The sequence below is a fragment of the Enterobacter cloacae complex sp. 342H5 genome, from assembly GCF_050030905.1.
Lineage (GTDB): Bacteria > Pseudomonadota > Gammaproteobacteria > Enterobacterales > Enterobacteriaceae > Enterobacter > Enterobacter intestinihominis.
In genome coordinates this window covers 107,212-130,418 of record NZ_JBLGVB010000002.1, presented here as the reverse complement: position 1 = coordinate 130,418, position 23,207 = coordinate 107,212, and the positions used below count along the sequence as shown (strand labels likewise).

25 protein-coding genes and 1 pseudogene are annotated in these 23,207 nt (G+C 47.7%); 12 read left to right on the top strand and 14 right to left on the bottom strand.

Annotated elements, in window-relative coordinates; genetic code table 11:
• The 10 genes and pseudogenes from ACQG03_RS22515 to ACQG03_RS22470 form a co-directional block, all read left to right on the top strand.
• Positions 1–570 (top strand): annotated as a pseudogene (locus ACQG03_RS22515) (hypothetical protein); the annotation flags it as partial.
• 171 nt (positions 571–741) lie between these two features.
• Entirely contained in the window at positions 742–1,698 is a 957-nt protein-coding gene (locus ACQG03_RS22510) for a hypothetical protein (RefSeq protein ID WP_000149830.1), read from the top strand.
• 263 nt (positions 1,699–1,961) lie between these two features.
• The gene (locus tag ACQG03_RS22505; protein WP_001004200.1) at positions 1,962–2,237 is read left to right on the top strand and encodes a hypothetical protein; all 276 of its coding nucleotides are present in this window, start codon (positions 1,962–1,964) and stop codon (positions 2,235–2,237) included.
• A gap of 44 nt (positions 2,238–2,281) precedes the next feature.
• The gene (locus ACQG03_RS22500) at positions 2,282–2,872 is read left to right on the top strand and encodes a hypothetical protein (RefSeq protein ID WP_000578891.1); all 591 of its coding nucleotides are present in this window, start codon (positions 2,282–2,284) and stop codon (positions 2,870–2,872) included.
• Between the two features lie 7 nt (positions 2,873–2,879).
• A complete protein-coding gene (locus tag ACQG03_RS22495) occupies positions 2,880–3,137 on the top strand; it encodes a hypothetical protein (RefSeq protein WP_001371933.1) in 258 nt (85 codons plus the stop codon).
• 73 nt (positions 3,138–3,210) lie between these two features.
• Positions 3,211–3,747: a hypothetical protein gene (locus ACQG03_RS22490; RefSeq protein ID WP_000107167.1), complete on the top strand. Its 537-nt coding sequence runs from the start codon at positions 3,211–3,213 to the stop codon at positions 3,745–3,747.
• A gap of 16 nt (positions 3,748–3,763) precedes the next feature.
• Positions 3,764–4,210, top strand: a complete 447-nt coding sequence (locus ACQG03_RS22485; RefSeq protein ID WP_000549069.1) for a hypothetical protein — start codon at positions 3,764–3,766, stop codon at positions 4,208–4,210.
• 90 nt (positions 4,211–4,300) lie between these two features.
• On the top strand, positions 4,301–5,263 hold the full coding sequence (locus tag ACQG03_RS22480) for a DNA replication terminus site-binding protein (protein ID WP_000119428.1): 963 nt from the start codon (positions 4,301–4,303) through the stop codon (positions 5,261–5,263).
• Positions 5,264–5,272: 9 nt separating this feature from the next.
• Positions 5,273–6,178, top strand: a complete 906-nt coding sequence (locus tag ACQG03_RS22475) for a hypothetical protein (RefSeq protein ID WP_001198595.1) — start codon at positions 5,273–5,275, stop codon at positions 6,176–6,178.
• Positions 6,114–6,458: a hypothetical protein gene (locus ACQG03_RS22470; RefSeq protein ID WP_001805195.1), complete on the top strand. Its 345-nt coding sequence runs from the start codon at positions 6,114–6,116 to the stop codon at positions 6,456–6,458. The genes ACQG03_RS22475 and ACQG03_RS22470 overlap by 65 nt, the downstream gene beginning before the upstream one ends.
• 21 nt (positions 6,459–6,479) lie before the next feature.
• On the opposite strand, the gene ACQG03_RS22465 is transcribed toward ACQG03_RS22470, so the two are convergent.
• Complete coding sequence (locus ACQG03_RS22465; RefSeq protein ID WP_000795949.1) at positions 6,480–7,655, bottom strand: tyrosine-type recombinase/integrase; 1,176 nt, start codon at positions 7,653–7,655, stop codon at positions 6,480–6,482.
• A gap of 169 nt (positions 7,656–7,824) precedes the next feature.
• On the opposite strand from ACQG03_RS22465, the gene ACQG03_RS22460 reads away from it, so the two are divergent.
• Together ACQG03_RS22460 and ACQG03_RS22455 are read left to right on the top strand one after the other, a co-directional pair.
• Positions 7,825–8,037 (top strand): Hha/YmoA family nucleoid-associated regulatory protein, encoded by a 213-nt coding sequence (locus tag ACQG03_RS22460; RefSeq protein ID WP_001285422.1) that lies wholly within the window; start codon positions 7,825–7,827, stop codon positions 8,035–8,037.
• Positions 8,038–8,397: 360 nt separating this feature from the next.
• The gene (locus ACQG03_RS22455) at positions 8,398–9,480 is read left to right on the top strand and encodes a hypothetical protein (protein ID WP_001232447.1); all 1,083 of its coding nucleotides are present in this window, start codon (positions 8,398–8,400) and stop codon (positions 9,478–9,480) included.
• Between the two features lie 165 nt (positions 9,481–9,645).
• On the opposite strand, the gene ACQG03_RS22450 is transcribed toward ACQG03_RS22455, so the two are convergent.
• The 13 genes from ACQG03_RS22450 to ACQG03_RS22390 form a co-directional block, all read right to left on the bottom strand.
• Complete coding sequence (locus ACQG03_RS22450; protein WP_001284318.1) at positions 9,646–11,145, bottom strand: helix-hairpin-helix domain-containing protein; 1,500 nt, start codon at positions 11,143–11,145, stop codon at positions 9,646–9,648.
• A 25-nt stretch (positions 11,146–11,170) separates the two neighbouring features.
• On the bottom strand, positions 11,171–12,808 hold the full coding sequence (locus ACQG03_RS22445; RefSeq protein ID WP_000081059.1) for a PP2C family serine/threonine-protein phosphatase: 1,638 nt from the start codon (positions 12,806–12,808) through the stop codon (positions 11,171–11,173).
• The gene (locus ACQG03_RS22440; protein WP_001253656.1) at positions 12,808–13,848 is read right to left on the bottom strand and encodes a TerY-C metal binding domain-containing protein; all 1,041 of its coding nucleotides are present in this window, start codon (positions 13,846–13,848) and stop codon (positions 12,808–12,810) included. The genes ACQG03_RS22445 and ACQG03_RS22440 overlap by 1 nt, the downstream gene beginning before the upstream one ends.
• A gap of 84 nt (positions 13,849–13,932) precedes the next feature.
• Entirely contained in the window at positions 13,933–14,571 is a 639-nt protein-coding gene (locus tag ACQG03_RS22435) for a vWA domain-containing protein (RefSeq protein ID WP_001253658.1), read from the bottom strand.
• Complete coding sequence (locus tag ACQG03_RS22430) at positions 14,571–15,212, bottom strand: TerD family protein (protein ID WP_000116681.1); 642 nt, start codon at positions 15,210–15,212, stop codon at positions 14,571–14,573. Before ACQG03_RS22430 ends, ACQG03_RS22435 begins: the two co-directional genes overlap by 1 nt.
• 22 nt (positions 15,213–15,234) lie before the next feature.
• Entirely contained in the window at positions 15,235–15,873 is a 639-nt protein-coding gene (locus ACQG03_RS22425) for a vWA domain-containing protein (protein WP_001253657.1), read from the bottom strand.
• Between the two features lie 462 nt (positions 15,874–16,335).
• On the bottom strand, positions 16,336–16,803 hold the full coding sequence (gene terW / locus ACQG03_RS22420) for a tellurium resistance protein TerW (protein WP_001176767.1): 468 nt from the start codon (positions 16,801–16,803) through the stop codon (positions 16,336–16,338).
• A gap of 17 nt (positions 16,804–16,820) precedes the next feature.
• Positions 16,821–18,029: a DUF4236 domain-containing protein gene (locus ACQG03_RS22415; RefSeq protein WP_011152964.1), complete on the bottom strand. Its 1,209-nt coding sequence runs from the start codon at positions 18,027–18,029 to the stop codon at positions 16,821–16,823.
• Between the two features lie 10 nt (positions 18,030–18,039).
• On the bottom strand, positions 18,040–18,996 hold the full coding sequence (locus tag ACQG03_RS22410; RefSeq protein ID WP_011152965.1) for an HpcH/HpaI aldolase/citrate lyase family protein: 957 nt from the start codon (positions 18,994–18,996) through the stop codon (positions 18,040–18,042).
• On the bottom strand, positions 18,996–20,075 hold the full coding sequence (locus ACQG03_RS22405) for a cysteine protease StiP family protein (protein ID WP_001585166.1): 1,080 nt from the start codon (positions 20,073–20,075) through the stop codon (positions 18,996–18,998). The genes ACQG03_RS22410 and ACQG03_RS22405 overlap by 1 nt, the downstream gene beginning before the upstream one ends.
• 1 nt (position 20,076) lies before the next feature.
• Complete coding sequence (locus tag ACQG03_RS22400) at positions 20,077–20,850, bottom strand: hypothetical protein (RefSeq protein ID WP_001040058.1); 774 nt, start codon at positions 20,848–20,850, stop codon at positions 20,077–20,079.
• The gene (locus ACQG03_RS22395; protein ID WP_001280115.1) at positions 20,843–21,985 is read right to left on the bottom strand and encodes a phosphoribosyltransferase domain-containing protein; all 1,143 of its coding nucleotides are present in this window, start codon (positions 21,983–21,985) and stop codon (positions 20,843–20,845) included. Before ACQG03_RS22395 ends, ACQG03_RS22400 begins: the two co-directional genes overlap by 8 nt.
• 9 nt (positions 21,986–21,994) lie before the next feature.
• Entirely contained in the window at positions 21,995–23,053 is a 1,059-nt protein-coding gene (locus ACQG03_RS22390) for an ATP-grasp domain-containing protein (RefSeq protein ID WP_012695441.1), read from the bottom strand.
• Positions 23,054–23,207: the final 154 nt, after the last annotated feature.

The following is a 23,207-nucleotide window of genomic DNA, read 5'->3' as shown; positions in this document are numbered from 1 at the left end:
AAAGCTAATTCTTCTACTGATGCTATAAGAAATCTTTATCTCGATAAAATGAAGGTGGATGGGAAAGTGTTAGTTGCGAAATTTGCACTTAAACAGTTTTTTCATTCCGACTTTGGTGACTTTATCTCATTTGTCGAGAAAAGAATTACAGATTGTCTTAATGAAACTTTAAGGATTATCAAAGCTGTTGAACATGGCTTTGTACGTGTTGGGCAGCATAAGATTAATCGCCGTATTAATGATGACTTAAAGTTATGCATTGATTTCAATACTGATGATTATCCGGCAAATATGCCAGATATATATATTAAGTTTAACGATACATTTGATGGGAACGGGGCGTTATATTGTGACAATGATGCCCTCATATCCCTCTATACCGATGTTGCTTCAATTATCAATGTGCCGGTGATGATGGAAGTAAGATTGATCAATAAAAGAGGGCGTGTTGTCTGTGATTCTTCGCATTCAACTTACGTATCTCTCGAAAGTAATGACCGATACAGAGTAACTGATCGCACATTACTAATAACTGAAGCTTTTGACGATTTTCGTAACGCGTCTCAATGATCCTTTTGCTTCAGTCCAAAAAAGTAACTTTGGTTGGCTGAAGACACTTGTCTATGACAATGTAAAATCTGTCGCTGGCATCTTCTTTTAGCTTAACCAAACTTTTATCTAACCCAGTGGGGAAGTCGCTTCCCTTCTGGGGCACTTCCTCTCAAATTTGAGGTAGTGTATATGACACATTCATCTGATGATAAAAACTATGTCCGAGCAGTTCTGAGCTATCTTGGCATAGATTTTGATGAGGCGGATATAGTATTAAGTGTTTGCCATTGTCAAAGTGACGAGCTTTCTTTTACCTGTAATATCAAAGCTATTGAACTCAAGAATGCTGTTGATTTATATGTCGATAGTATCTCTGAGAATGAAATAGAAGCTTTAAACAGAGAATCTTTAAAATCTCGACTCTGTTACTTTCTTGAGGTGTTTGACGCAGTCTCTGGTCAGTACCTTGAGATTTCAGGAAAACACTTTGCAACTAGCCGTTTTGAATATGATGATGTTTGTAGTGAAGTTCTTAGCATGTCTAATGATGTTTCTCAGTCGAAAGGTTATGACCGGGATGAATATAACAGACTGATGCAGGTTGATGGTCAGGTTATGATTGCCCGTTTTGCTTTGCAACAGTTCTGGGATACTCATTTTATTGGACTAATAACATTTGTATCTGAGTCTATAACATCGAGCCTCTATAAAGCTTATGAAACTTTTAGTGATATAAGTTTGGCTTGCTATAAACTGAGTGAATATTCTTATTCACGCTCTATCAACAGTGAATTGACCCTTAATATTTCACTTAAAGAAAATGACTTCTGTGAGGACCTATCTGATTGCTATATGGAAGATGAGGCTTTACCTTCTGGTAGGGTAATTTCTCGACGCAACAATGACTCCATAATAAGTATTTATGAGAGCTATGCTGCGGCTTCTTATATTCCGATGATTGCATCTTTGGAAGTCGTTGATGAATACGGCGAAGTGGTTACTGACCTCTGCCATACCGTTTATGTTTCAGAGTTAACCGGTGGGCGGATTAAAATCCACGACCGTAATGACTTAGTATCTGAAGTTTTCGATAACCTAAGAAATTTAAATCTTGCAGTTGGAGATTCAGTTTCACAAGCTGCTTGATTCTTTCCCTGATTTTGATTTTTTCTCACATACTCTTATGGCACGGTTTCCGTGCCTTTTTTTTGCCTCGCTTACAAGCGTCTACTCCTCTTCTACCTATCCCACCTTACATCACCACTTAAAATCTATCTTTCTAATTCCATTATCCTTTTCGTAGCCTCTAATGCTCTGGTATGAACATACTCTTTAAACTCAAAAAAGTGCTATTAACGAAAAAAAATCCCTAAAGAGATTTGTATACTGTTCTCAACCAAGGAGAGCTCATGAATGAACTAAAATCCAAAAACGAGAACAGTACCAAAAGCAACTTTCCCCCGGTTGATAATCAGTTTTGCTTTTACCATGTTGATTTCAGCATAGAACGACTACTTTCAACGGCCGAGGATCTCCAGTTTGAGTACATCTTCCAGAAACCTGGAAGTGAAGTAAGAAAGGATTTGGTTGAGCGATTCGAACGTGGAGAGCGCTTTGTTACAGCTTCACACTGTGACAATTTCTGTGAAATCCTTGGTTGTCAAGGCCATCAGGAAAATGCATAAACCCATAAACCTACATTTCCACTTTTAAGGATGTTCACTAAAGAATGATTGGAGAAAGTATTTTTGACTGGGTAATTTACGGAATATCCATTTTGATATTTGCCTCAGCACTAATTGAAGGAAAGACAACTCGCTACCCAGCACTTTTTTTCTATGGGAGTTTAATTTTAATGTTAATCCTGATAGTTGCTGGAGGCCTTAACTGGTGGTTCTACAGGTCAAAATATGGCGCAGTAATCGTTATCTTCACAGTGGTCTCTTTACTGATGACTCGATTCCGCCTGGTCATATATAAATTAAGATTAAGAAAGTTAGTTTCAGAAATCAGATTTCGTATAAAAACGGGTTTTCGTATAATTCTTGTTTTGTCGGATAATGAGGATGAGCGTAATGTTCTGCTGTCTATGCTTAGCAACGTATTGCCAGAGCAAACGCTTATTCACACGCGTGATGCTCTCGGACCTCATTCAGAGCCTATCCTAAAAGCTCTTGAGCTACATCATCAACAGGGAACAGGTTACATACTCGTCTGTGAACAACAAATCTCAGCGCGTACGTGGTTGAGTATCGTAGAAAATGGGAAACCTGATACATCTATAGCTGTTAATTTTCATTCGATCCCAGAAATGGAGTGATTTTTCAATGAGTAGAACCGTTTCACAAAGTGTCACAGAAGATTGTCTTTTTGATACCCGCACACAAGTCAGATTACAACTAAGTCGAAGCGTTCATAAAACGCTGGCATCTGCTAAAGAAATTTTACAGGGAAGGGGGGTTGATTCGGTCTCTATTGAAGATCTTGTGCGAGCCTGTCTTGAAGAGAACCAGCCAATTGATCTAGCCTCACTTTACCTTGAAAATCTCTTAAAACAGAAAGGTACCAGCATTTGCGATTTTTAGTGTTTTCAAACCTATTAGATAAAATGCCGGTTGTGTTTATATAACATCAATAATTTCATGCAACAGGTAAAACATGAGTACTCAAAAGCAACTTTCCAGAACTACCGGCACTGAACGTATGTTTAAGGAAGAGCTGGCGTTATCCTTAATTTGTTGGGTTTTCACCAGTCCTTTTACCAACTGGACCGATAAAGTCTTCAGTGGTATTGAAGTTCCGTCTGAAGGACCGTCATCATTACGGGGTGAGACAGAAAAATTCTTTCGTTTTGTCGTTAATGAAGAAGGCTACGACGCAGGAAGGGCTGCTATTGGTCTTGACCTATGTTGTTTTTCACTTCCGTTGTGTTTGTTCCCGGACGCTGCCCTGTCTGAGGAAGAGGTTATGAGTAAGTTAACCGGAGAAGTTATCCATGGAATTCTTCTTTCCTTACCTGAGTTTATTGATATGCCAGAAGTGCTCGCTTACCAGGTCAGGGATGAAATTCTTGCTTTTAACACTCGCTGTGGAGACGGGATCTTTCATGGTTGGAACACGGCTTCAGAATTGTGGAAGTTTGAAATCTTTCCCCGCACCACCATCATGATGCAGCATACTTCGGCAATACATTAAAATTAGGCGGGGCAGAATGCATAAAAAACTTTTTCTTCTCGAATGGAAACCCTGTCAGAGCCGCGTATGGGCCGGTTGGATGGCCCTGTGGTTGACTATCAGTTTTCTGATGTTATCTGCCTTGCTTATGACAGATCATCTCCTGAACAAAGTCATCCTGCCGCCAACATGGTTGTTGATCTGGTTTTCGCCAATGCTGGGGTTTTTGATAAAAGTTCGCGTCGTCGAAACTCAACATTTCCTGGAGCATGACCTCTGTGTTGCAGGTTTCTCTTTTTACCGCTGGAAGAGGTTAGTTTCTCCCGGGCTTTGGTCAGTTGACTGTATAAATGGTCGTTTTCGCCTCAATCGGATCACCCAGGTGGGTAAGACTATCCACTATCCATGGCGTCTCCATTATCATCCTTTGTTCATGAGCCCTATCGAACATAAATCGCATGCTGTGAAAGCTGTTTCAAAATGACTTCTTTAGAGGTTTACATGACATTTATGTTCTGCAAGGTCAGCCTGGGCAGCAAAATTGATTGGAAATAACATGAGCCTGGAGAAACGTATGAGTTATGACGATTTGCCCTATTTTCGTGACCAGATTCTGGAACGCATCGACTCGCTCAAGTGTTTTCTTTCGAACACCCCCCCGATGATGGCAAACCTGATGACTGTCTCCACCGTATCTAGAACAGAAGAGCGCTTGAAGCAGGTTAAACCCATCAGGGTTAGTATTAAAGACGATGCTTCGGTTGAGGAAATTATTCAGGCACTTACTGACATCTGTGTGGATGACATAGAGTCATTAAGTCATGATTCCACCAAAGTAACCACTAAATACCCGGGTCTAATCATTGTCCCCGAAAGAGCAGATCTTCTCGAAAGCTTGATCACTTCTATAAACGAAGCAAAAAATGATTTTGCTGCGGCAATGAGGCGTATCGATAATAAAAAGAATGTCCGTTTTGATAAAGTGCACAAGAAGCTCCCGGGCCTTGTCGCTATGCACTCAACAAGAAATATCCTTTTCATCAAGTCCCAGCTTAAAAAAGTTACTTTTTCATGGCGGCTAAACCGAAACCAGGAAGTTAAAACAGCAGAGCAACTTGTGAGTTTGTTGGAGCGCAGGAGAGCCTCAGAAGTAAAAAATGTAGCAACTACCAATTTGAATGTCGTGTCTAATATCGATAAGGCTTTACACCGTCTTGAATTTCACCCACTGAAGCAGGGCGAATCTTATCGCCTTTGTCGAACTAACTCTTTCCCTGTTCCGATTGCTCACATTTTTGCATTTAGGCCTGAAGGGCAGGAACGAAACGGGAATAAATATGCTGAGACTGATTATTCAGTAGTAAAAGCATCCTTGCCCATTTTCGCAGCAGGCAACATACCTCAATTAAAAACGCTCTCTGACTGGGCTCCTGAAAACAGCCAGGGTCCGTCCAACCAACGGAAGCTGAGCCTGAAATATACAGAACTCGTGCCGGGGGCTGAGCTGGGCATTTTCATTGTCAGCCCCGAAAATTAAGGAACAACAATGCAATGGATTTCCACAGCCAGCCAGAAAATCGATGAGCGTCTCTATCGTGTCTGCGTCTGGGTAAAAAAATATCACGCTGATGCGATTAACCGCGTTGTGCTAACCGTTGATCTAAGTAAAGCCCGACATGACCCTGACGAGGACCAGGTAAGAGCAGAGCTGCTGTGCGGCCATTATTTTTTGCTTCGTAAGGAAAACGCTTCGAACTCTGCGCCTGACGATCAAAAGTTTGCTTTCCTGCCTGACGGGCGCAATCTGTGTTGGCAGACCGCAACCCCGGTGCTTCAGCATCTCCTACTCAATAAAAACGTTCCTGAGTCGCTGAGGTTGCTTACGGACTACATACATATGCGTCTGGCCAGGCTGACAATGGTACCTATGTCCGGAACCATCATGAACGAGGCTCTGCTGGACAGCATCAGCTGGGTTAAGGTGGATTTGACCTACTTCTGGCAGTACGAACAGCTCAGCTCTCATCTGGGACCCATCCAGATAACCCACAAGGCACTTGTACGCTTCGGGCACCTGGCAAAGAATGATGAAAACTCCAGTGCCATAAGAATTCTGCGTCAGCGTCTGTCTTCAGAATTCTTACAAGAATTTCAGATGGCTGAGGATGAGCTAAAGCGCAAACAGTCGTTGATGGGCACCATGGACGTGAAAATGCTGTTTCATGCTCATTACCCCAGCCAGAAGATGCTGGTGGCTCGATATAAAAATGGTTGGGTAATGGTGGATTGTTTTCTGTTTCACCATACCAAACCTAAGAAAAAAGCAAAAAACAAAACTACTGTGGCTAAGCCTCAACTTAAACAGACTAAAAGAGAAGGGAGTGAAAATGGAACTGGGCATTATGGTGTGCATCGTGTTGTTACTCTCAGTGGCGGCGGCGTGGATCAGTAATAAGACAGTTGATTTGCTCGAAAGATTCTATTTCAAGCGTCCGCTGAGCATGGAGTACGCGGCATGGCTACGTGTAATGTGTGCAGGCTTGTTATTAGTTTTTATTCAGGTTGCTCCCCAATTTACACTCCTGTATACCCTTAAACTTGTCACGCTTATTAATCTTGGAATCCAGACAATGAAATTAAATGGCGTGTACAAATATAAAAGGACGGGAATTTTGCCTCCGGGAGGGGCACTCTCTAATCTCACCAGACTTAACCCGTTCAAGAAAAAATAAAGTTATGCGCCCGTGAGGGCGCTATTCATCAAAGGCATTTCGCATAAGCTTGATCATGGCTTTTTTACCAGCTTCAATATTGCGAATGTAGCGCATAACCATTTCTTCATTCGACCAGTTCCCCATTTCCATAATCTGTGGTAGCGAGTAACCTTCAATATCCAGCTGTATCGCACCGCCTACACGAACGCTGTGCCCTGTCCAGTAACGGGTTTTAGTCTCATTTGGATAAAGCTCATTCCACATTTCTTTAAATGCCCGTAAAAGGGAATTTTTGCTGAGCATACCGGCATCGTCCACAGTGTCTTCCTCATCTTCATCGTTCAGAAGACTTTGTTTAGCACGGTAGGGCAGGTTATGCCGTTTAAGAAGCTCAGATAGCTCATTCCCTTTACTCCGAAGCTTCCAGCCGGGTGGCATATAGCCTGTATCATGGAAATTTACGGCCTGGAAAAGGTATTCATCCGGATGACTGTGCTGATCCATTTTCACAAGGTTCATCAATCTCAAGAGGCAGTTAGTTAACTGACGTGTCAGCCGGTAGGTAAGAAGTGTACTGATGTTCGTTTTTGTACGGTATACCGTCAGGTTAAATTCACCGGTCATACTATCCAGAGACAGATCTTTCAGACGTATACGGCGAATTTCGGATGAACGGAGCAGTGTTTCAAAGCCTGTCCAGATCAGGCACAGGTCACGAAGCTTACGAACTGAGTTTGTAGTACTGCGTAACTTTATCAGAGCCTTGAGATCGCCAATAAGAAAGGGAGTTGCCTGTTTAGTCGTCTTTCGCTTCCGGGCTTCCGATTGTTTTAAGGCTTCCAGCATGTACCATGCTTCAGACGTAATAATCCCGGGCAGGTTAAGCCCTTTTTTATGGATACTGTTTAAGGCCTGAAGACAGCTGTTTATGCTGCTTCGTGACAATTTGCCTTCAAGATGCCCCATAAACGCCAGCAGAGCTTCCTCAGACACGGGGAGCGAACTTACTGGCCAGTCTGTATGCAACCGGGCATTCGCCTGATACCATTCGTTCCATACTCGTAGCCAGTGCAGATAGGTTTTAGCTGTGTTGTATCTCAGATGGGAAAAGTAACGGATCAAGCGTGAAAGCTGTTTATCATGGTTGCCGAACGTTTCCAGCTGCTGATGCAATTCGCTTTCCGAAAACTGTCTGATCACTGATTGATTCTTCATCCTGCTCACCGGGATACACTGGTTTTATTTACAGTCATTTTAGCACTCATGTACCTGGTTATGAACAGGGTGGAAACAACGAAAAAGGTTGTGAAATCGTTAGGCTTAAGTGAAAAATGATATTAAGATTATCCCTGGCCAGTTGAGGCCTGTCTAAAGAAGGTTGATTATGTCTGACACAAAGCAGTCTTATTTAATGAAATTCCGTAAGTGTAGTTCGTTCGAAACGCTCGAAAAAGTATTTGAAAGGTTATGTGAAAAAAACTCGGGTGTCGCCTCTCTTGAAATTTCTGGTGCTTATGATCATCGTAAAGCTGAACTGACAATGAAAAAGTTATATGACAAAGTTCCTGCGAGTGTGTGGACCTTTGTTCGCGAGTAATTATTGATATTGGCACAACAAAAAGACTGTGTCTGGATTTGAAAATAGTTTATGCCCCTTTCGGGGCTAAAGGCACTGTAATAGCCTGTCTTTTTAACTTTCTTATTAAGTTCGGAGAAAGACTTTAATCATAAGCCAAGCCCACTGCTAAATACATCCGATATTCTCCTTAATTTTAGAAGTTGTGATAAAAGTTACTTTACCTAAACTTCTCTCTCCATATTTGTAAGGCTCTCATTTGATTCTTGTCAAACATTAATCTGGAAAACTAAAAAATCATTTCTTTTAATTCGTTTTACAGAAATCCTCCTCCGTTATTTCGGATATAGTTTGAATAATTATCAAAAACGGGGTGCAGCCATGCGTAAGAGTTACACATTTGGTATTCCATTTGGACTCCAGAGAGAATCAGGACTCTTTTTAGATATTACAGAGGTCAGCCGGGGTATCGACTGTAACTGCATCTGCCCCGCTTGCAAAACTGATCTGTTAGCAAAGCAGGGGGAGGTCAAGCTTTGGCATTTCTCACACAGTACTGCTGTAGCCGGTGACTGTGATGGTCTGATGGAAGCCATCCGGGGAAAAATTATTGAAGTCATCAACGAGCACCAGGTTCTTGGTTTCCCAAATCTTCTCGCTGGCGACGATGGTGGGCCGGTTTCACTGAATGAGGTTATTGGAAGCGGCAGTATGTTCGGAGGCACAGCTGATCTGTTCGTAAAGGTTAATGATTTATGTGTGGCCGTCTTTCTGGACAGGGATCGTAGCATTTCTGCGAAGTTAACCTTTGACCACCTTCATCCTTCCGAAAGAGTTGCCGCATTGCGTATCGATCTTCCAGATATTGAATATGAAATCAGTCAGGTGCAGCTCGGGCGACGTAAAACAACATACAGTGAGTGCATTGAAAGCCTGATCATTGATGAGACCAGTTCCCGGGAATGGCTATATCATCCATTAATGCATGAACTTGAATCTGAACCTCTTCAGGAGTATCGGGGACGGGAGCCTTCAGAGGAAGGGCCTCTTCTTCAGCGCCTTGCTGACTGTAAGATGAAATTGCCTGATATCCTTCCGGGCAGTCATAACGCGTTAGTCAGGTTACAGCAGGATACGATTGTATGTCTGTGTAGGTTAACGGTTCGGGCTTATGACATCGCTCAGACCGATGAATTTCCTTTGTTCCTTCGCTATTTCAGGTTGCACTGCCTGGAAAACAGCGAACATGTCAGTTACGAAAGACTGATCTGCTGGCAGGAAATGATTTCAAAAACCCAGGAAGGCCAGTCCTTGACACAAAACGAACTTGAATATCTTCATGAGATTGTCCGCATCGCCTTATACAATCACCGGCTTAACAATGTCAGTATTTCAGATGTTAAAAACCATGACACAGGAAAGGAGAGCGGCAGGGTAGAGCCACAAAACTATTCACTCTTATAAATAAATTGGGCTTTGCGCATTAAACCCTTGCCGCAGGAGGTGTACCGCATATCCGGCACAGACAGTCAGTTTTTCTGGCAGCTTAAATTTGACACAGCTTAATATAGTGATTCATTAAACAGGTTCAGTATGCTGCCAGAACGTTTTAGTCGTTATGGGCGTCCGTTAGTTTTCTACTAACTGAACGACGACCAGCCTGCCGCCTTCCTCCTTTGACAGAACAAACTGAGCGTTATTCGTCAGTTCAATTTTTTCCCCAATGGCAATCTGTCGTTTATCCGGTAATGACATAAGCCCATTTATGCCTTCATTTACTAACCACCACTGATCGTTATGGAAAACAAAATACCCAACTCGTTTCCTTTGCAAATCGGTTGTACGCTCATTTGGCGCAATGAGGCGATTCACATGCCACGCATAGATTGACTGCCCGCTCCACACCATCAACCGGTGGTCGTCAGGACGATAACTGCCTTCCTTTCGGGAAGAATATAAATTTAGAACCGGTAATTTACCCTTGTATGGCGTACCGCAGTAGGGACAAACCGGCTTTGTCTTACCCGAGAAAACGTACCATTTCTGTTCACACGCCTTGTTCTGGCAGGGCTGTATCAGATCGACTGTTTTAACCAGGGCGCTTTCCCACTCATCGGCGGTCGGGCGTTTAGTGGCATCGTGTAAGCCATCTATAAAGGCGCGCTCAAACAAAGGTGTCAGATAAGGGCCCATGATGGTGTAAGGAATTTTCTCCGGGTCAGCCCAGGGCAGTGAAAAGGACGATAGCTGACTGACTTTGACTGCATTGCTTTTGTCTGTCGGATGTTCAATGAAGAGTGCCTTCTCACCCATAGATAAGGTCTCATCACGTACTTCATCCGACATGTCATGTATTTTTCCGCCACGTAGCGGATGACGGAAGAACAGATACATGTAGATAAGCACCGACAGCGCATGACGGTCAGTAGTAATGCTTGGCAATACGCGGTTCGGATCCTCTTTGGAAAGATGACTGGTTTTCACCACTTCCGGAGCGATAAAATCCGGGGTGCCCACCACGTCGGGAGGATACTTTCCAGGGACAACCAGGCCGTCTACGTCAATGATGCAGGCATGTCCCATTTCTGGATCGATAAGCACGTTTTTATAGCTTAGATCGCTGTGACAGAGACCTGCCGCATGCATCCTTCTGACGGCTCTTGTCAGCAGCAGACAGACCTTGAGATAGGTAAGCGTATTGCCTCGTTCACGTGGGTCGAGAAATTTGTTCTGGTTGCTGGCGCTGGCAAACCATTTGCCTTCCTTTTCACGACCTTTTATGCCAAGAAAATCATCGTTTTTAGAGCCGTATTTAAAGAAAAAGTAGCTTTTGTAGGTTGGAACCACGATGCCGATTTTATGCCCATGCTCAACAACATGGGTCGGCCAGCAAAACAGGTCCTTCCAGTATTCACCTCCGGACTGGCCAAAAATGTTTTGCCTGTAGCGTCCGGTGATCATATCAATCCGATCCCGGGCCTGCTCGTTCTGCGGTTTATGATAAAAAGCGACGACGTATGATTTATCAGGCGAAAAGTAAACATCCTTCATCGAGCCCGAACCAATTACCTCGTCAACATACTGGACTGTTTCGCCGTCCTTTGTTTTGCACGTAACGATATTTGCCATATTGATCACCGAAAAAGCGTATCCCTTACCACAACACCGCAATAGTGCGGTCATCATGGTTCCCTGTGGAGAAAAAGTTAAGCCAGTCGCCTAACCTCTCAGGCGCAATACTGGCGTCTGTAAGGACAGGGTTGAGCTCATCAACGAGACGGGTCCATTTTTCGTCACTGCGAAGCCCATTATCCGTCTCAAACAGAGGGTCTGAGACGCCGTCTGTCATGAGGATCAAGTGAGATACATCATTCCATTTACCCACGCTGATGCGGCCGCTAAACGAGGGGTCTGCGATAATGCTCTGGTCAAGGAAACGGGTTTGTCCTGCGTATTCTCCGCTATCGGGATTTCCCAGTATCCTGACTTTACCGGAAGGGCTGTATGCACCTATCGCACCATCACCAAGCCAGAATGCAGCCGCAAACAGCTCGTTATCAGTTCGTAGCGCTACAGTTGCCAGAAGGGTTGTTGAATAGGATTTCACAGGTTGTTCTGCACAAATGGCTTCGTTCTGGATACTGTTGACCGCGAGCGTAGCTGCCTGTTTAAAATGATGAAGCATGGCGTTTATTGTTGCCTGCTGATCGCTCCCTTCCCACGCCGTGATGTGCTGCTTTAAATGGACGCCTTTCACACCACTGAGCTGATTTAAAAGGTAATCGCCAGCCGTTTTGACTGCAATCCGGGAGCCTTCCCGGGAATTTACCGCACTACCGGCTCCGTCTGCGACCAGCATGACAGACCATCCTGTTTCCTGGCAGTGGTTGATGTAGAAGTCGTCATCTCTGAAGCTTCCGGCATGCTCATGAGAGCGTCCCCGGCGACTGGCGGCAGCAATACGTATATCACCCCTGACCAGGCCAGCAGCGTCCAGATGGGACTTAGGGTAGGGAGCGTCTGCTGGTGGCTCTACCACCTTCCACAGGCTTCTCGGATCGGGATTGATTATAAATAGCTGTTTTGTTTCACATTCGTCGTGCGACGTGCATGACCAGATTACTGAAAGCTCTATATCGCCGCTTTCGGTGGGAGTACCTGTCAGCAACTCCTGTTCTTTGTCAAAAGACAGGCCAATGTTCCGGGGAAAGACAACGTCCCTGACAGTAGCCTGCTGGCCCTCACCCAGAACGATAGCAACCGGCGAAGAGAAACGTTCGCCTGCGCGGGCGTTGGGGATCGTTATTTTAGCTCTCGGGGGAACGGCAGGTGGCACAGCTAAGCTGGCCCGCTGCTGGCCTGTCGGTATCTGCCCGGGTTTTAATACCAGGGAAGACAGGTTTTCGTCTTCCCTCTGTGCTGGTTTATCAAATTCGTAATAAGGCATCAGCTTCCAGAACGGAGGATGAGGCTCATTTTCTGGCAGGGGTTGCAGTGCTGATGTATCGGTAGCGTCAATGCCCGGGTTATCAGCAACACTTACGACCGTTTGTTGCTGATCGGAAAGACTGGATGCTGACGAGGCGGCAATCTCTGCGTCGTTATCACCTTCGCTAACCCGCGCAGATAAACCCTGTGCAAGGCTCTCAATCCGCTCTTTAAGCCGCATAATTTCTTCGGTAAGGGATGGGTCCTGCGATAGAAGTAAAAGCCGCTCACCTTCAACAGGGTGGCCCAGCTCAGACAGAACTAAGCGGATAATCTTCTCTTCAAGTAAAGCATTTTGCGACATCAACCTCTCCCTCTGTTTACGTCGAAGTTAGTGTTTCCGCCATCATTGCTGAATGACAGGCCTGTTTCACACCACGGGCAGATCACGTCATCCGGGCCGTCAATACACAGCAACTTTCCGCATGAGCACAGGGCAAACGCACTGGCATTACCGCAGTGGGGGCAACCCGGTACGCCATGCAGTTCGCTGGTATTTACCTGCAAACCGGTAGCGGTGGCATCTGACCACGCAAAATAGTCCTCATCGATGGGATAGCATCCGGCAATATTAAAGCTGTTCAGGTTCAGACTGAAATCGAGCCCGGAAACCCTTGCTGGTGGCCGTTCATACTTCATCAGGTACGGACGACGGGTCTTGCTGCAACGGCCGGTAAGCGTAACGCAGTTTTCGTCGTACGCTTTTACTGGCTCGTCCTTGGCCAGCCGGACTATGTATTCAGTCTGGCTGAGCTCAGGTTGTTTGTCGTCCCCGACGCTGCGGCTGTGCGCCGTAACCGAGGCCGTGATCCATTTGATGAAGCGGGTAAAGTCCCCTTCCTGAGATTCGGTGAACAGCATGACATTCTCTGTCAGTTGCCGCAGGATATTCAGGTCCGCTGACGGCCCCAGGCCAACGGCAATGAGATTCACTTTACTCGCGTAGTGATCCTTCCAGCGCTTCACTTCTGCGGTTGTGTCGTCAGTCGGACGTCCGTCGGTAAGGAGATACACGACGGGTTTCCAGTCGCCTTTAGCCTCATGAGTGGTTTTTCTGACCTGGGTATCAATTTGCACGGTCAGCTCACGCAATGCAGCTCCAAGGCTCGTACCGCCGCCAACGGGAAGGCGGGGAGGGTAGAACGAGGCAATTTCGTGAAGAGGTACAATCGTACGGGCTACACCGGCAAATGCGATTACCGAGACCCAGGCTGTTTCAAGTGCGTGTGGATCCTTTCTTAAATCTCCGACGATCATTTGCAGACCATCAGTCATTTTTTTCAGGTTTTCACCAATCATGGACTCTGAACAGTCCAGGACAAAAAACACGGGAAGGCGTCTCATAATTTTCCTCGTACGGCTGGTACGGCCAGCAGAAAACGTTGCTGTACAGAAAGGTGCTGCCCGGAAACAGCACCTTTCTGTCTGTCAGAGCACCAGCTGGATTTCTGGTGGAGGAGGGGGAAGGGTATCAGTTCCGTTATTAATCCCCGCGCTTGTGCTGCCGGAAGACACGCTGGCCGATACCCATTTAAAGAAACCTGCAAACGCGGTTGAATCTAGCGTCTCCAGAGACACAACCTTATCGGTGAGCTGTTTTAAGTGCTCATGGCCTGCTTTAGGACCAACGGCGCAGGCAATGATGGATCCGAATCCCCGGCCGCGAATCGCTTTTACCGCTTCACCGTACGCCAGGGCATCAGAAGGGGTTCCATCAGTCATCAGGAATACCAGAGGACGCCAGTCTCCTTTGGTATCACCATCTGAGCGACGTACATCCCGTTCAACACACTGCATCAGACATTCAAGGGCAGCACCGGTGAACGTCCCGCCTGCGCTTGGCACAACGATGTCAGAAAACTGGAAGTCTTCCAGCGGCGTGAGAGGAATGAACTCACGCGCCTCATTGTCATAGGTGATAATGGAGATATGAACGCTTTCGAGGGCGTAGGGATCCTGGCGAAGAGCGCTAAGCATCGCCTGAATTCCAACGTTAACGGAATGGATTGACTCACCGCGCATCGAGCCGGATGTGTCGATAACAAGGTAAACAGGCAGGCGGCGCATCACATGTAATTCCTCAGGTGCGAGACAAACGAATCTGATTCTGAAGGCTCACCAATTGCCCTGAGTTTCCAGCCTGTAGCCTCGCGTATCAGCTCGGCAAAGACCATGGAGCGCTGGCTGGCGAAGGCGGGTCCGCCAGAAAGATCGAATCGTGCCATTTCAATATTACGGGCATCTACTGCCCGGATGAAGGCATTCTGAACTTTACCAAAGTGCTGCTGGAGCTTTTCACCATTGTAGATCTGAACGATGAACACAATTTTCTCGTACTGAGCGTCAAGGGAATTCAGGCGCACAATAATTTGCTCATCGTCACCGTCACCGGCTCCGGTTCGGTTATCGCCCGTCAGCCAGATATTGCCTGACTTATGGCGAAGGCTGTTGAAAAAGATGATATCGCCATTCACAAGCGTTGGTTTACCATTTTCCACATTGCCGAGATCGGTCACCTTTCCGGCTGAATTACACAGGAAAGCGATCACATCAAGGTCGTATTCTTCTTCTTTTTTACCAAAGATCCCGCCGAGAAAACCTTTCTTTTCCTCATTAATATCCCAACCGAGGCCGATAGTAACGGACGAGAGATCGTATTCATTTTTTTTCAGGCTTACGCCCTGGCCTTTGCTCAGACTGACAGACATGATATCCCCTTAATCAATAAAATTATAAGACCACATTTACTTCTGGCGGCGGCGGTGGCAGGTCTTCAAGACCGATCACTTCTTTTTTGCTGGACTCCACTTTCTGACTGCCTACCGAAATGCTCGCACTGACCCATTTAAAGAAAGCTTTAATCGTCGAACTGTCAGCTGTATCGAGCTGAACCACGATTTCAGTGATTTCTTTGAGGACGCTGGTATCGGCATCATGCCCGGCTGCACATGCCACAACAACGCCGGTTCTGGCCGCTTTAAAGTCATTCAGGCCTTTACGCCAGTCATCATTCGGACTTCCATCCGTCATCAGGAATACAAGGGGACGCCAGTCACCTTTAGTGTCAGCCGTCGTTTTCTGTACTTCTTTGGCAATGGAGCTGGCCGTGAGGGAAAGCGCTTCGCCAAGAGACGTGGTGCCGCTGGCTGTTAGTGCTGGCATCTGGAAACTCAGGAGGTCTGTCAGGGGGACTGCCTGTCGGGCTGAAGAATCAAAGGTGATCACTGACACGTGAGCCGTTTCGAGTGCATACGGATCCTGTTTCAGCGTGGTAAGCAGCGTCTGAACGCCATTTTTAACCGCTTCGATAGGCTCTCCGTGCATAGAGCCGGACGTGTCGAGTAGCAGATATACGGGTAAGCGTCTCAAATGTAATTCCTTCTTAAGAGATCGGAAGAGGAGAGTAGTTTCAGGAAGAGGCCAGGGTTTGTTGATTTGATAAAACGGCACGACATCTGTCGGGTGGAGATTAAATACTCAGAAGCGGCATTAAAGAAATAAGTTAACCACCATAGAATTACCGACATGTGAATGGCCTCTTATCAACAGAAAAATAATTCAGACCGGACTGGAATATAAGATTTCTGAAAAAACTCGGACAAATAAACTGTCTTATGTATGAAATTCATCATACATCACAGATCTGCATGAATGGAGTGTAAAACGCCCAAAGATTGATGTGTAGCACAAGAGGATGTCAAGACACCAGGTTTTGTAGTCAGTAAGGCGCTGCTGGCATTGCGGGAGGAGAATAGATCAAAACTACGTCACGCCAATACAGAGGTAAAATATGACAAAACCGGGGTTTTCACCCCGGTCTGAGATTTAGCGTCAGGACTTTTTAGCGCTGTATTCTTTTATCAGTTCGTCAACGGAGTGCAGAGCCAGCTTCTCTACCGCTTCACTTCGGGTCGAGCCACTCAGCGCAGCCAGACGGTCAATTTTTCTTAAGATCCGCATGCGTAGCGATAAGGACACGGCTGTTTTTTTATCCTTATCGAGTACGACCTTCCCTGTAGACTCACCGGTTTTCAGTTCAGCATTCTGTGCGAGCGCTTCATTCATCCGGCGAAGGGTCTTTTTATCCAGCTGGCCCGGATTAACGAGATGGTAGGAATGACCTGCCTTGCTGTATTTGATCTCCGCAGAATATGACTCGCGTAGCTCTTTGAGGGCCCGGGTTAATGTCGGCTCTGAGCATTCCAGACTGGTTATAATGTCGGCAGCGGAAACGGGCTTGCCGGTGCCCAGTAAGTTGGCAAGCTTAAAAATCCGGGCCTGTCTGGTATTTAATTGCATCGTAAGATTTAGCCTGCTTAAAGGGTTAGTGGTTCAATAGGCTGAAAAATGAAGGTACTGCTCATCTTTCGAATAACCGGGTGATCGCCTAACGCTTCAACCGGATCAATGTGTTCTATGCCTGCAAAATTTACTGACGACATCTGGCTGCGAGTGCATTTGCAGGACAGGATATACTCATCCTCCAGATAGCCGGTCCGCTTACTGACCCGTTGCGTAAAGCCTGACACAATCACGTTGTCGAAAGGTAGCGTATGTAAAACGATACCGACCAGGCGGAACAAGCAGCCATGGACGTGGCGGGCATAGTTTTCGCGTACGGCTTTTTGCGTCATGGCTTTTTCCGTCAGCTCCGTGCCCCGGGCATTAACGCCGTAAATCTTATCAGGGAAATCTTCAATCTCAGCTAAATCAACGTCCAGCAGGACTGCTGATAGCTCCGGCTTTACTTCAAATGCAACAATCGTTTCACGCGGCCATTCAGTTTCTGCCAGCACACCCGCCAGGTATGATTCGAAAAACGCGGCGTCTGTCCGGAACTGCTGCCGGGCATCTGCCTGAGCCGTGGCGAGCCGTTTTTCATGTTCTTCTGCTTCAAACTTCCAGTTTGCATACTGTTCGGCCCAGGCCGTCCGTTGTTGCTGGTACCGGTGCTGTCGAAGGGTATTCTCACGCTCCACATCAATCAGCTCCTGCTGCCACCGGCGAAGATTTTCGGCGTGGCGCTCAGCTTTAGCTGATTCCGATTCAAACCATTTACCCAGAAAACTAATGCCTTCGCTCTCGGCAGGCTTTTCCGGCAATGCAAGGTAGTCTGGCTTTTCTGGACGCACCGGTGCCGGAACCTGAAAAGGCGACGTTCTGTTATGCAGGTATACTGCTTCCAGCTCTGCCCAGCTGATGCCTGTTTTTGGATCCGGCGTCAGCTCGTGAATATTACGGATTGCGGTTACCGCTGACATGAGTTCAGCGGCTTCCTGCTCAAGCGCCTGTCTGAGCCCCGGGTCGGTTGCCGTCCGGTTTCCACCTCCGGAACGCGCGGCCCGGTCAAGCCGGGTACGGTAACTCAGCCCGGTACCGGGCAAGCCCAGATTGGCATAGGTCCCCCGGCTACCAAAAGAAACGGAAGCACCTCTCGGCCCGACACTCAGGCTCGGTGCACCGTTACTCAGGTTGAGGCGAACGCCAGGAATAATGTTGATCGACTTTCTGAACCTGAACCCCATTATGATTTCCTTAATGATGCTGGGTCACGGTAAGTAATCTGATTCCATCAGCGCTTTGCTCGTTCTGTAACCCATAAAAACGAGCTCTGTCCAGAATGCCAGCCGCCCAGCGGCGATGTGTGGCGGGTTCACACATTGCTCCCTGCGACTTAAACACGGCCTGGGTAGAGTTCAGGATCCGCAGAGCGTCAGAATACTCACCCTGAGTGACCATCAGCGCGTTTTGAATGACCTCTATCTGACCCGGGTGAATGGCCGTTTTCCCAACAAGCCCATGTGCCATATCAAGAGCCAGCTCTCTGGCCATAACGGCATGATCGTCAATATGCTCACATACGGGCGCGGTCAGGGCAAAATCACGCGGGCCGAAGACTGAAACGAGCATTTTGATGACGTAGCCCATCGGGCTGTCATACAGCGTCAGGTCCCGGGGGCGGCGAAGCGACACAACGTTCATAAGATCGTTGCCGCCGATTCGAAGCGCAATAATGCGGTCGTGGCAGGGATGTTCCACCAGGCGAGTGGCCAGCTCGCGCATCTGAACCACGTCAAAGACGTCTTCTGTTTCCAGCGTTGGCATCATGCACAGGTGAGTCCCGCCCATGATATCCCACCATTCAGCTAACGAACTGAGGGTAAATTTCGGCAACACAAACCCATCGACAGCGGAAAGATCATAATGCGCTTTTAACCATCTGCCCATTTCGGCATGCCGAGGGCGAATGAACACCAGAGGCCAGTCATTTTTACCCAGGCTACGCATGCTGTTACTGAGCTCGTGCAGCAGGTGCTCCAGATTTTTGAGGGCGATGGGGATGTCTGCTTCACTGACAGCATCCTCCAGGCAAATCACCAGAGAGCGCAAACCCGGGATTTTCCCGTGCAGGACGGCATCAGCAATATCTTCCCGTGTTGCAGGCATGTATAGCGTGGCTCCCAGATTCCAGGGAGAAAGACGATTTTTCATCAGAGTACCTTCTTGATAATGGTTACAGCCCGATACTGGCCGAGGGTTCCCCCCATTTCTGTAACAACTATTCCCTTTTCACGAGCAAGCCCTACAAGCAAGGCAACGTCCGGGTCGTCAATAGAACGCACAAATACATGGTCCGGTACCCGACGTAATACAGCCCGGGTTGCTTCAGCAATACCGGGTTTAATACGATTGACGCTGTCCACTTTAAATTCATCGGCCAGGAACGCGATAACGTCGCGACTTGTCTGCCATAAGACCCGGGCTGACTCCATATTCCAGCTCAGGGTAGCGAGGGATGACGGGGTTAACTTCTTACGGAAATGGGCGACGGTATCGACAAGCATCCGGCTGCATTCGAATTCACTGAGATGCTCGCAAACCATGCACCCATGTAATCCTTCAGAGGACCATACTGACCGGGAGATCAGGCCTGATACCGGCGCACCCATGATGCCAAAAGGAATGAGCCAGTCATCATCACTGGCTGCAAGCCAGGAGCAGCCACAGGGATCGGCCAGGACAACCAGTCGCGGCTGCTCAGGATAGCCCGGGCGATCTTTCAGTGCGCGTACAAGCTCTCCGGTAATTGCGCCTTTACCTGTCCATCCGTCAACAAAGACAATACCGCTGGTACCATGGCGCTCTTCAATGACGTCGAGGGCTGCACCGTCAATTCCACGATCCCGGATAATGCTGATACCGTAATGCCATGAGGTTTTCCCCATGTCACGCAGGGCCTGGTGCAGCATAACGCCGAGCGGCACGCCAGCTCTGACGAGACTGGCCAGTACAATGGGCTCATCACCGAAGCGTTCGGCCAGAGCAATAGCGAGCTGTGTGACTTCTTTTGCAAGTCTCTCTGCGCCCCGATCCAGCGCCCGGTGAAACAAATCAAGATGCCATTGTGTTGGCGCTGGCTCCTGACTGAGCATGTCCGAATAATGTTTCTTCCCTGACTGAATCAGCTCTTCTTTTTGCTCAACCGGCGTCATCTCAATGACTACCGGCTTTAGCAGAAATTCCACGTCACCGGGCTGGTATGAGCCGGTAAATGTGTCATGTGGCTGCATTTTAATTTTCTCCAAAAATTCGCTGTGAAATGGCATCTGCAAACTGACTCTGACGCGGGATGCCAAACCAGCTGCACAGTTTCATAAAACGATGATCGCTCAGGCTGTCGCCCAGACCAATTACGGGGAAGACTCCGCGTTCAGCCCGAAGTTTTTCAAGAAGCCATCTGACTGCCAGCCCTTTCTCAACCGCGGTGGGAAGCCAGGCCACGTTATTACTGTTGCGGTGGATGTAGAAGCCCTCGGTCGGAAACACCGTTTCTATCTCATCTGCAATGGCATTGAGCTCGTCAAGGCGGGTGCTGTCGCGGTGCTTCATCACCATATAAACCGCCGTTTCACCGTATTCGAAGTTCAGCCTTGCCCAGGCATTGATCCCTTTTGCGTCCATCATTTCAGTGATCAGACGCTGCATCGATGTCAGCTTTTCCTGATAGGGAGCCAGCTGGCCGAGCATATGGGCCTTCCACTCCTCGTCGGGTTTGCCTTCTGGCGTGAGAATGACGGCCCCGTGAGTGGTGATTGCCCAGGAGTGGAAAGGGATCCGTACGCGGCTGATTTCTTCAGTTCCCCGTGCGGTAACGGGTATGAGTTCAGCCTGCTCCAGGAGCCAGTCCACCAACATGGACTGTTCTTCCGTCATAAAGCTTCGTGGATTCAGGGTGCGATCAACGGCACCGGTACGGAATGGCTCCAGGGCCAGCTCGTCCACCATTTTACGACGGGTCTGAAAGAGCGTGTCGTCAAGGTCGCTCAGAACAACGGGTTTATTCATAGGTAACAATCTCCACGACGGCCGCAACCTCAGCCAGCGCTTTAAGAAGCTGCGTGTCAATACTTTCTGCGGGTGTCTCAGTACACACAAGAATGCGGTCAAACTGCTGGTGGGCGACGTTATAGACAAAATTGGGGATGCCCAGCCCGTAGTTATCCGTAAAGGAAATGGCGGACTCAATGGCATAACCAACGGCGATAGGGGAGCGGGTGGTCGATCCATAAAATGCCTGTGCTCCGGCAGCTTCGAGCCGTTCAGCAAGCAGGAACGGCTCCCAGACGAATTCCCCGGTCCCGAGAACCAGAATACGTTCCCCCTTGTGGACGGAGACCTCATGGCCGAGATCGGCCGCAGGTGCGAGCATCCCCAGTCGGCCCCAGGACTGTTTTCCCTGGATGTCCCATTCTCCTCGTGAAGTTACGTTGACTTTCGGCATGTCCGGGACAGGTGCATCAGGTAATGGGGTCCATCCCCACTTACCGCTTACAAGAGAAACCGAAGTGACTGGTAAGGTGCTGCGCTCGGACAAGGCTTTGCCACTCCAGTCGGTAAGCGTAACGGCTATAACCTGTTCAATATGTTGAAGCTTGCCGGTATTACGCAGGGCTGAAAGCAGGTTAATAAAGGTATTACCGGTGGTTGCCTCGTCATCAATCAAAACCAGCGTTCGTGCGTTGGTAACACGACGTCTTTTCTCTTCATCATCTGGCAGATAGATCAGATGATCGGTGGCGTGGCTGTGTTCTTCCTTGAACTCGCAAAGCAACGTGCCATCAACCGGGTGACGGGTAGAGGTCAGATAGACAGATTCAGGATGCTGGTGGCGCACTTCATCAAATACACCGGCCCCAAGCCCAACGGCGGTTTCAGCCATACCGATAAACAGTACGGGTCCTGTCAGTGTCGAGGGGAACTGGCTGGCAAGCTGTCTGTAGGCCTGCCGCATGACTGAGGGTGGCACGGGAATGTGCCTGCCGAGTACTTTGCTGACAAACAGAAAGGCGCGTTTCGGGTTACGTCTTTCAGCGATGTCAAACAGGTCATCGAGCGAAACTTCACCCTGGTCGCGGGTTACCTGAATCGTACCGCATGAGAGGGTACGGCGATAAATCATATCTTCGAGGATATCAGACATAAATACGCCTTAATTCAGAAGGTTAGAGAGTGATTCCGGGTATGCAATTACATCCGTAATGGATCTCACCGCAACCGGAGAAAAGGTGTTTTTAGCGCTCTGGCGCACCATATCTTCAGACATCAGACCGAGCTTAAAGGCAGCAAATAACCCAGGAAGGTTCACCCCGCTGTGAAGGGTATAACCCACCCCCCCTGACGGACGCATGTTGGTTTCAAGCAGCACCGGGTTGCCATTCACATCGTTTCGCGTCTGAACATTCACCAGCCCGTCGGCCTTCATAACCCTGGCGCAGTCACACGCCAGTTCCCAGGCGCTTCCTTCGTTTACCAGATACTGGATAACCCCTTCCTTACGGCGTCCCACGGCTGCGAGTATTTCGCCCTTATCCGCGAGGATATCGACGGAAAATTCCGGGCCTGGCAGGTACGGCATCAAAACAAGGGGTTTAAACGACTCAGCAGCTGATGCTGCTGCAATATACTGTTGCGGACTGACCAGACGATGTTCGGGATGATTAAAGACGGCCATAGGCGAAGCACTGTCATCAAAGCGCCAGAATCCCATGCCATAGATACCCGTCACCGGCTTCACGCATACCGGGCTGTCAGTGAACGGCGGGGCCGCGAGGTGTGTTTTTAATTCTGCCAGCGTATTCACCCGCCAGGATGGTACGACCGGGAGACCCTTTTGCTCCATAAACTGAGCAAAAGTAACTTTTTCGTCAGCCAGAGTTAACCAGTCGACGCCCGTTGCACCGGTAGTAAGGGTGGCACCGGTCGATTCAATGGCTGAACGGTGTTCTTCAAACCACTGGCTGTTACGGCCAGTATGAATATGGTGGATGCCGTAGGACTGAATGGTTTCCTGGATAAACTGAAGACGTTTTTGAGGATCTTCAGGTTCAGTCAAAGAATAGTCGGCAACGGAAAGGATTTCATTTCTTTCGTTACGGTGGGAGGCAAAAACGGTAATGGCAAAATTATTTTTTTTTGCAAATGATTTTACCCCCTGAATAATATCTCGCTGGGAGGATAAACCTTCCATAAACCAAATTTTCTTGTTCATTTTTTTTAATTATCCGGAACGCCATGCAAATTTATGATTGAGAAGTGAGTCTATGAGTGTCTAAGCTACATGTCAATCATAATATGATTAATAACTCCTGTGGTTATGGAGTGCGTCAGGTTTTTTGGATTCCTGATAACACATTGATATTTAA

What these genes read in the sequence shown, in the direction of transcription:
- ACQG03_RS22510 (WP_000149830.1), top strand. Translation starts at nt 742, where the DNA reads ATGACACATTCATCTGATGATAAAAACTATGTCCGAGCAGTTCTGAGC.
- ACQG03_RS22505 (WP_001004200.1), top strand. Translation starts at nt 1,962, where the DNA reads ATGAATGAACTAAAATCCAAAAACGAGAACAGTACCAAAAGCAACTTT.
- ACQG03_RS22500 (WP_000578891.1), top strand. Translation starts at nt 2,282, where the DNA reads ATGATTGGAGAAAGTATTTTTGACTGGGTAATTTACGGAATATCCATT.
- ACQG03_RS22495 (WP_001371933.1), top strand. Translation starts at nt 2,880, where the DNA reads ATGAGTAGAACCGTTTCACAAAGTGTCACAGAAGATTGTCTTTTTGAT.
- ACQG03_RS22490 (WP_000107167.1), top strand. Translation starts at nt 3,211, where the DNA reads ATGAGTACTCAAAAGCAACTTTCCAGAACTACCGGCACTGAACGTATG.
- ACQG03_RS22485 (WP_000549069.1), top strand. Translation starts at nt 3,764, where the DNA reads ATGCATAAAAAACTTTTTCTTCTCGAATGGAAACCCTGTCAGAGCCGC.
- ACQG03_RS22480 (WP_000119428.1), top strand. Translation starts at nt 4,301, where the DNA reads ATGAGTTATGACGATTTGCCCTATTTTCGTGACCAGATTCTGGAACGC.
- ACQG03_RS22475 (WP_001198595.1), top strand. Translation starts at nt 5,273, where the DNA reads ATGCAATGGATTTCCACAGCCAGCCAGAAAATCGATGAGCGTCTCTAT.
- ACQG03_RS22470 (WP_001805195.1), top strand. Translation starts at nt 6,114, where the DNA reads ATGGAACTGGGCATTATGGTGTGCATCGTGTTGTTACTCTCAGTGGCG.
- ACQG03_RS22465 (WP_000795949.1), bottom strand. Translation starts at nt 7,655, where the DNA reads ATGAAGAATCAATCAGTGATCAGACAGTTTTCGGAAAGCGAATTGCAT.
- ACQG03_RS22460 (WP_001285422.1), top strand. Translation starts at nt 7,825, where the DNA reads ATGTCTGACACAAAGCAGTCTTATTTAATGAAATTCCGTAAGTGTAGT.
- ACQG03_RS22455 (WP_001232447.1), top strand. Translation starts at nt 8,398, where the DNA reads ATGCGTAAGAGTTACACATTTGGTATTCCATTTGGACTCCAGAGAGAA.
- ACQG03_RS22450 (WP_001284318.1), bottom strand. Translation starts at nt 11,145, where the DNA reads ATGGCAAATATCGTTACGTGCAAAACAAAGGACGGCGAAACAGTCCAG.
- ACQG03_RS22445 (WP_000081059.1), bottom strand. Translation starts at nt 12,808, where the DNA reads ATGTCGCAAAATGCTTTACTTGAAGAGAAGATTATCCGCTTAGTTCTG.
- ACQG03_RS22440 (WP_001253656.1), bottom strand. Translation starts at nt 13,848, where the DNA reads ATGAGACGCCTTCCCGTGTTTTTTGTCCTGGACTGTTCAGAGTCCATG.
- ACQG03_RS22435 (WP_001253658.1), bottom strand. Translation starts at nt 14,571, where the DNA reads ATGCGCCGCCTGCCTGTTTACCTTGTTATCGACACATCCGGCTCGATG.
- ACQG03_RS22430 (WP_000116681.1), bottom strand. Translation starts at nt 15,212, where the DNA reads ATGTCTGTCAGTCTGAGCAAAGGCCAGGGCGTAAGCCTGAAAAAAAAT.
- terW (WP_001176767.1), bottom strand. Translation starts at nt 16,803, where the DNA reads ATGCAATTAAATACCAGACAGGCCCGGATTTTTAAGCTTGCCAACTTA.
- ACQG03_RS22415 (WP_011152964.1), bottom strand. Translation starts at nt 18,029, where the DNA reads ATGGGGTTCAGGTTCAGAAAGTCGATCAACATTATTCCTGGCGTTCGC.
- ACQG03_RS22410 (WP_011152965.1), bottom strand. Translation starts at nt 18,996, where the DNA reads ATGAAAAATCGTCTTTCTCCCTGGAATCTGGGAGCCACGCTATACATG.
- ACQG03_RS22405 (WP_001585166.1), bottom strand. Translation starts at nt 20,075, where the DNA reads ATGCAGCCACATGACACATTTACCGGCTCATACCAGCCCGGTGACGTG.
- ACQG03_RS22400 (WP_001040058.1), bottom strand. Translation starts at nt 20,850, where the DNA reads ATGAATAAACCCGTTGTTCTGAGCGACCTTGACGACACGCTCTTTCAG.
- ACQG03_RS22395 (WP_001280115.1), bottom strand. Translation starts at nt 21,985, where the DNA reads ATGTCTGATATCCTCGAAGATATGATTTATCGCCGTACCCTCTCATGC.
- ACQG03_RS22390 (WP_012695441.1), bottom strand. Translation starts at nt 23,053, where the DNA reads ATGAACAAGAAAATTTGGTTTATGGAAGGTTTATCCTCCCAGCGAGAT.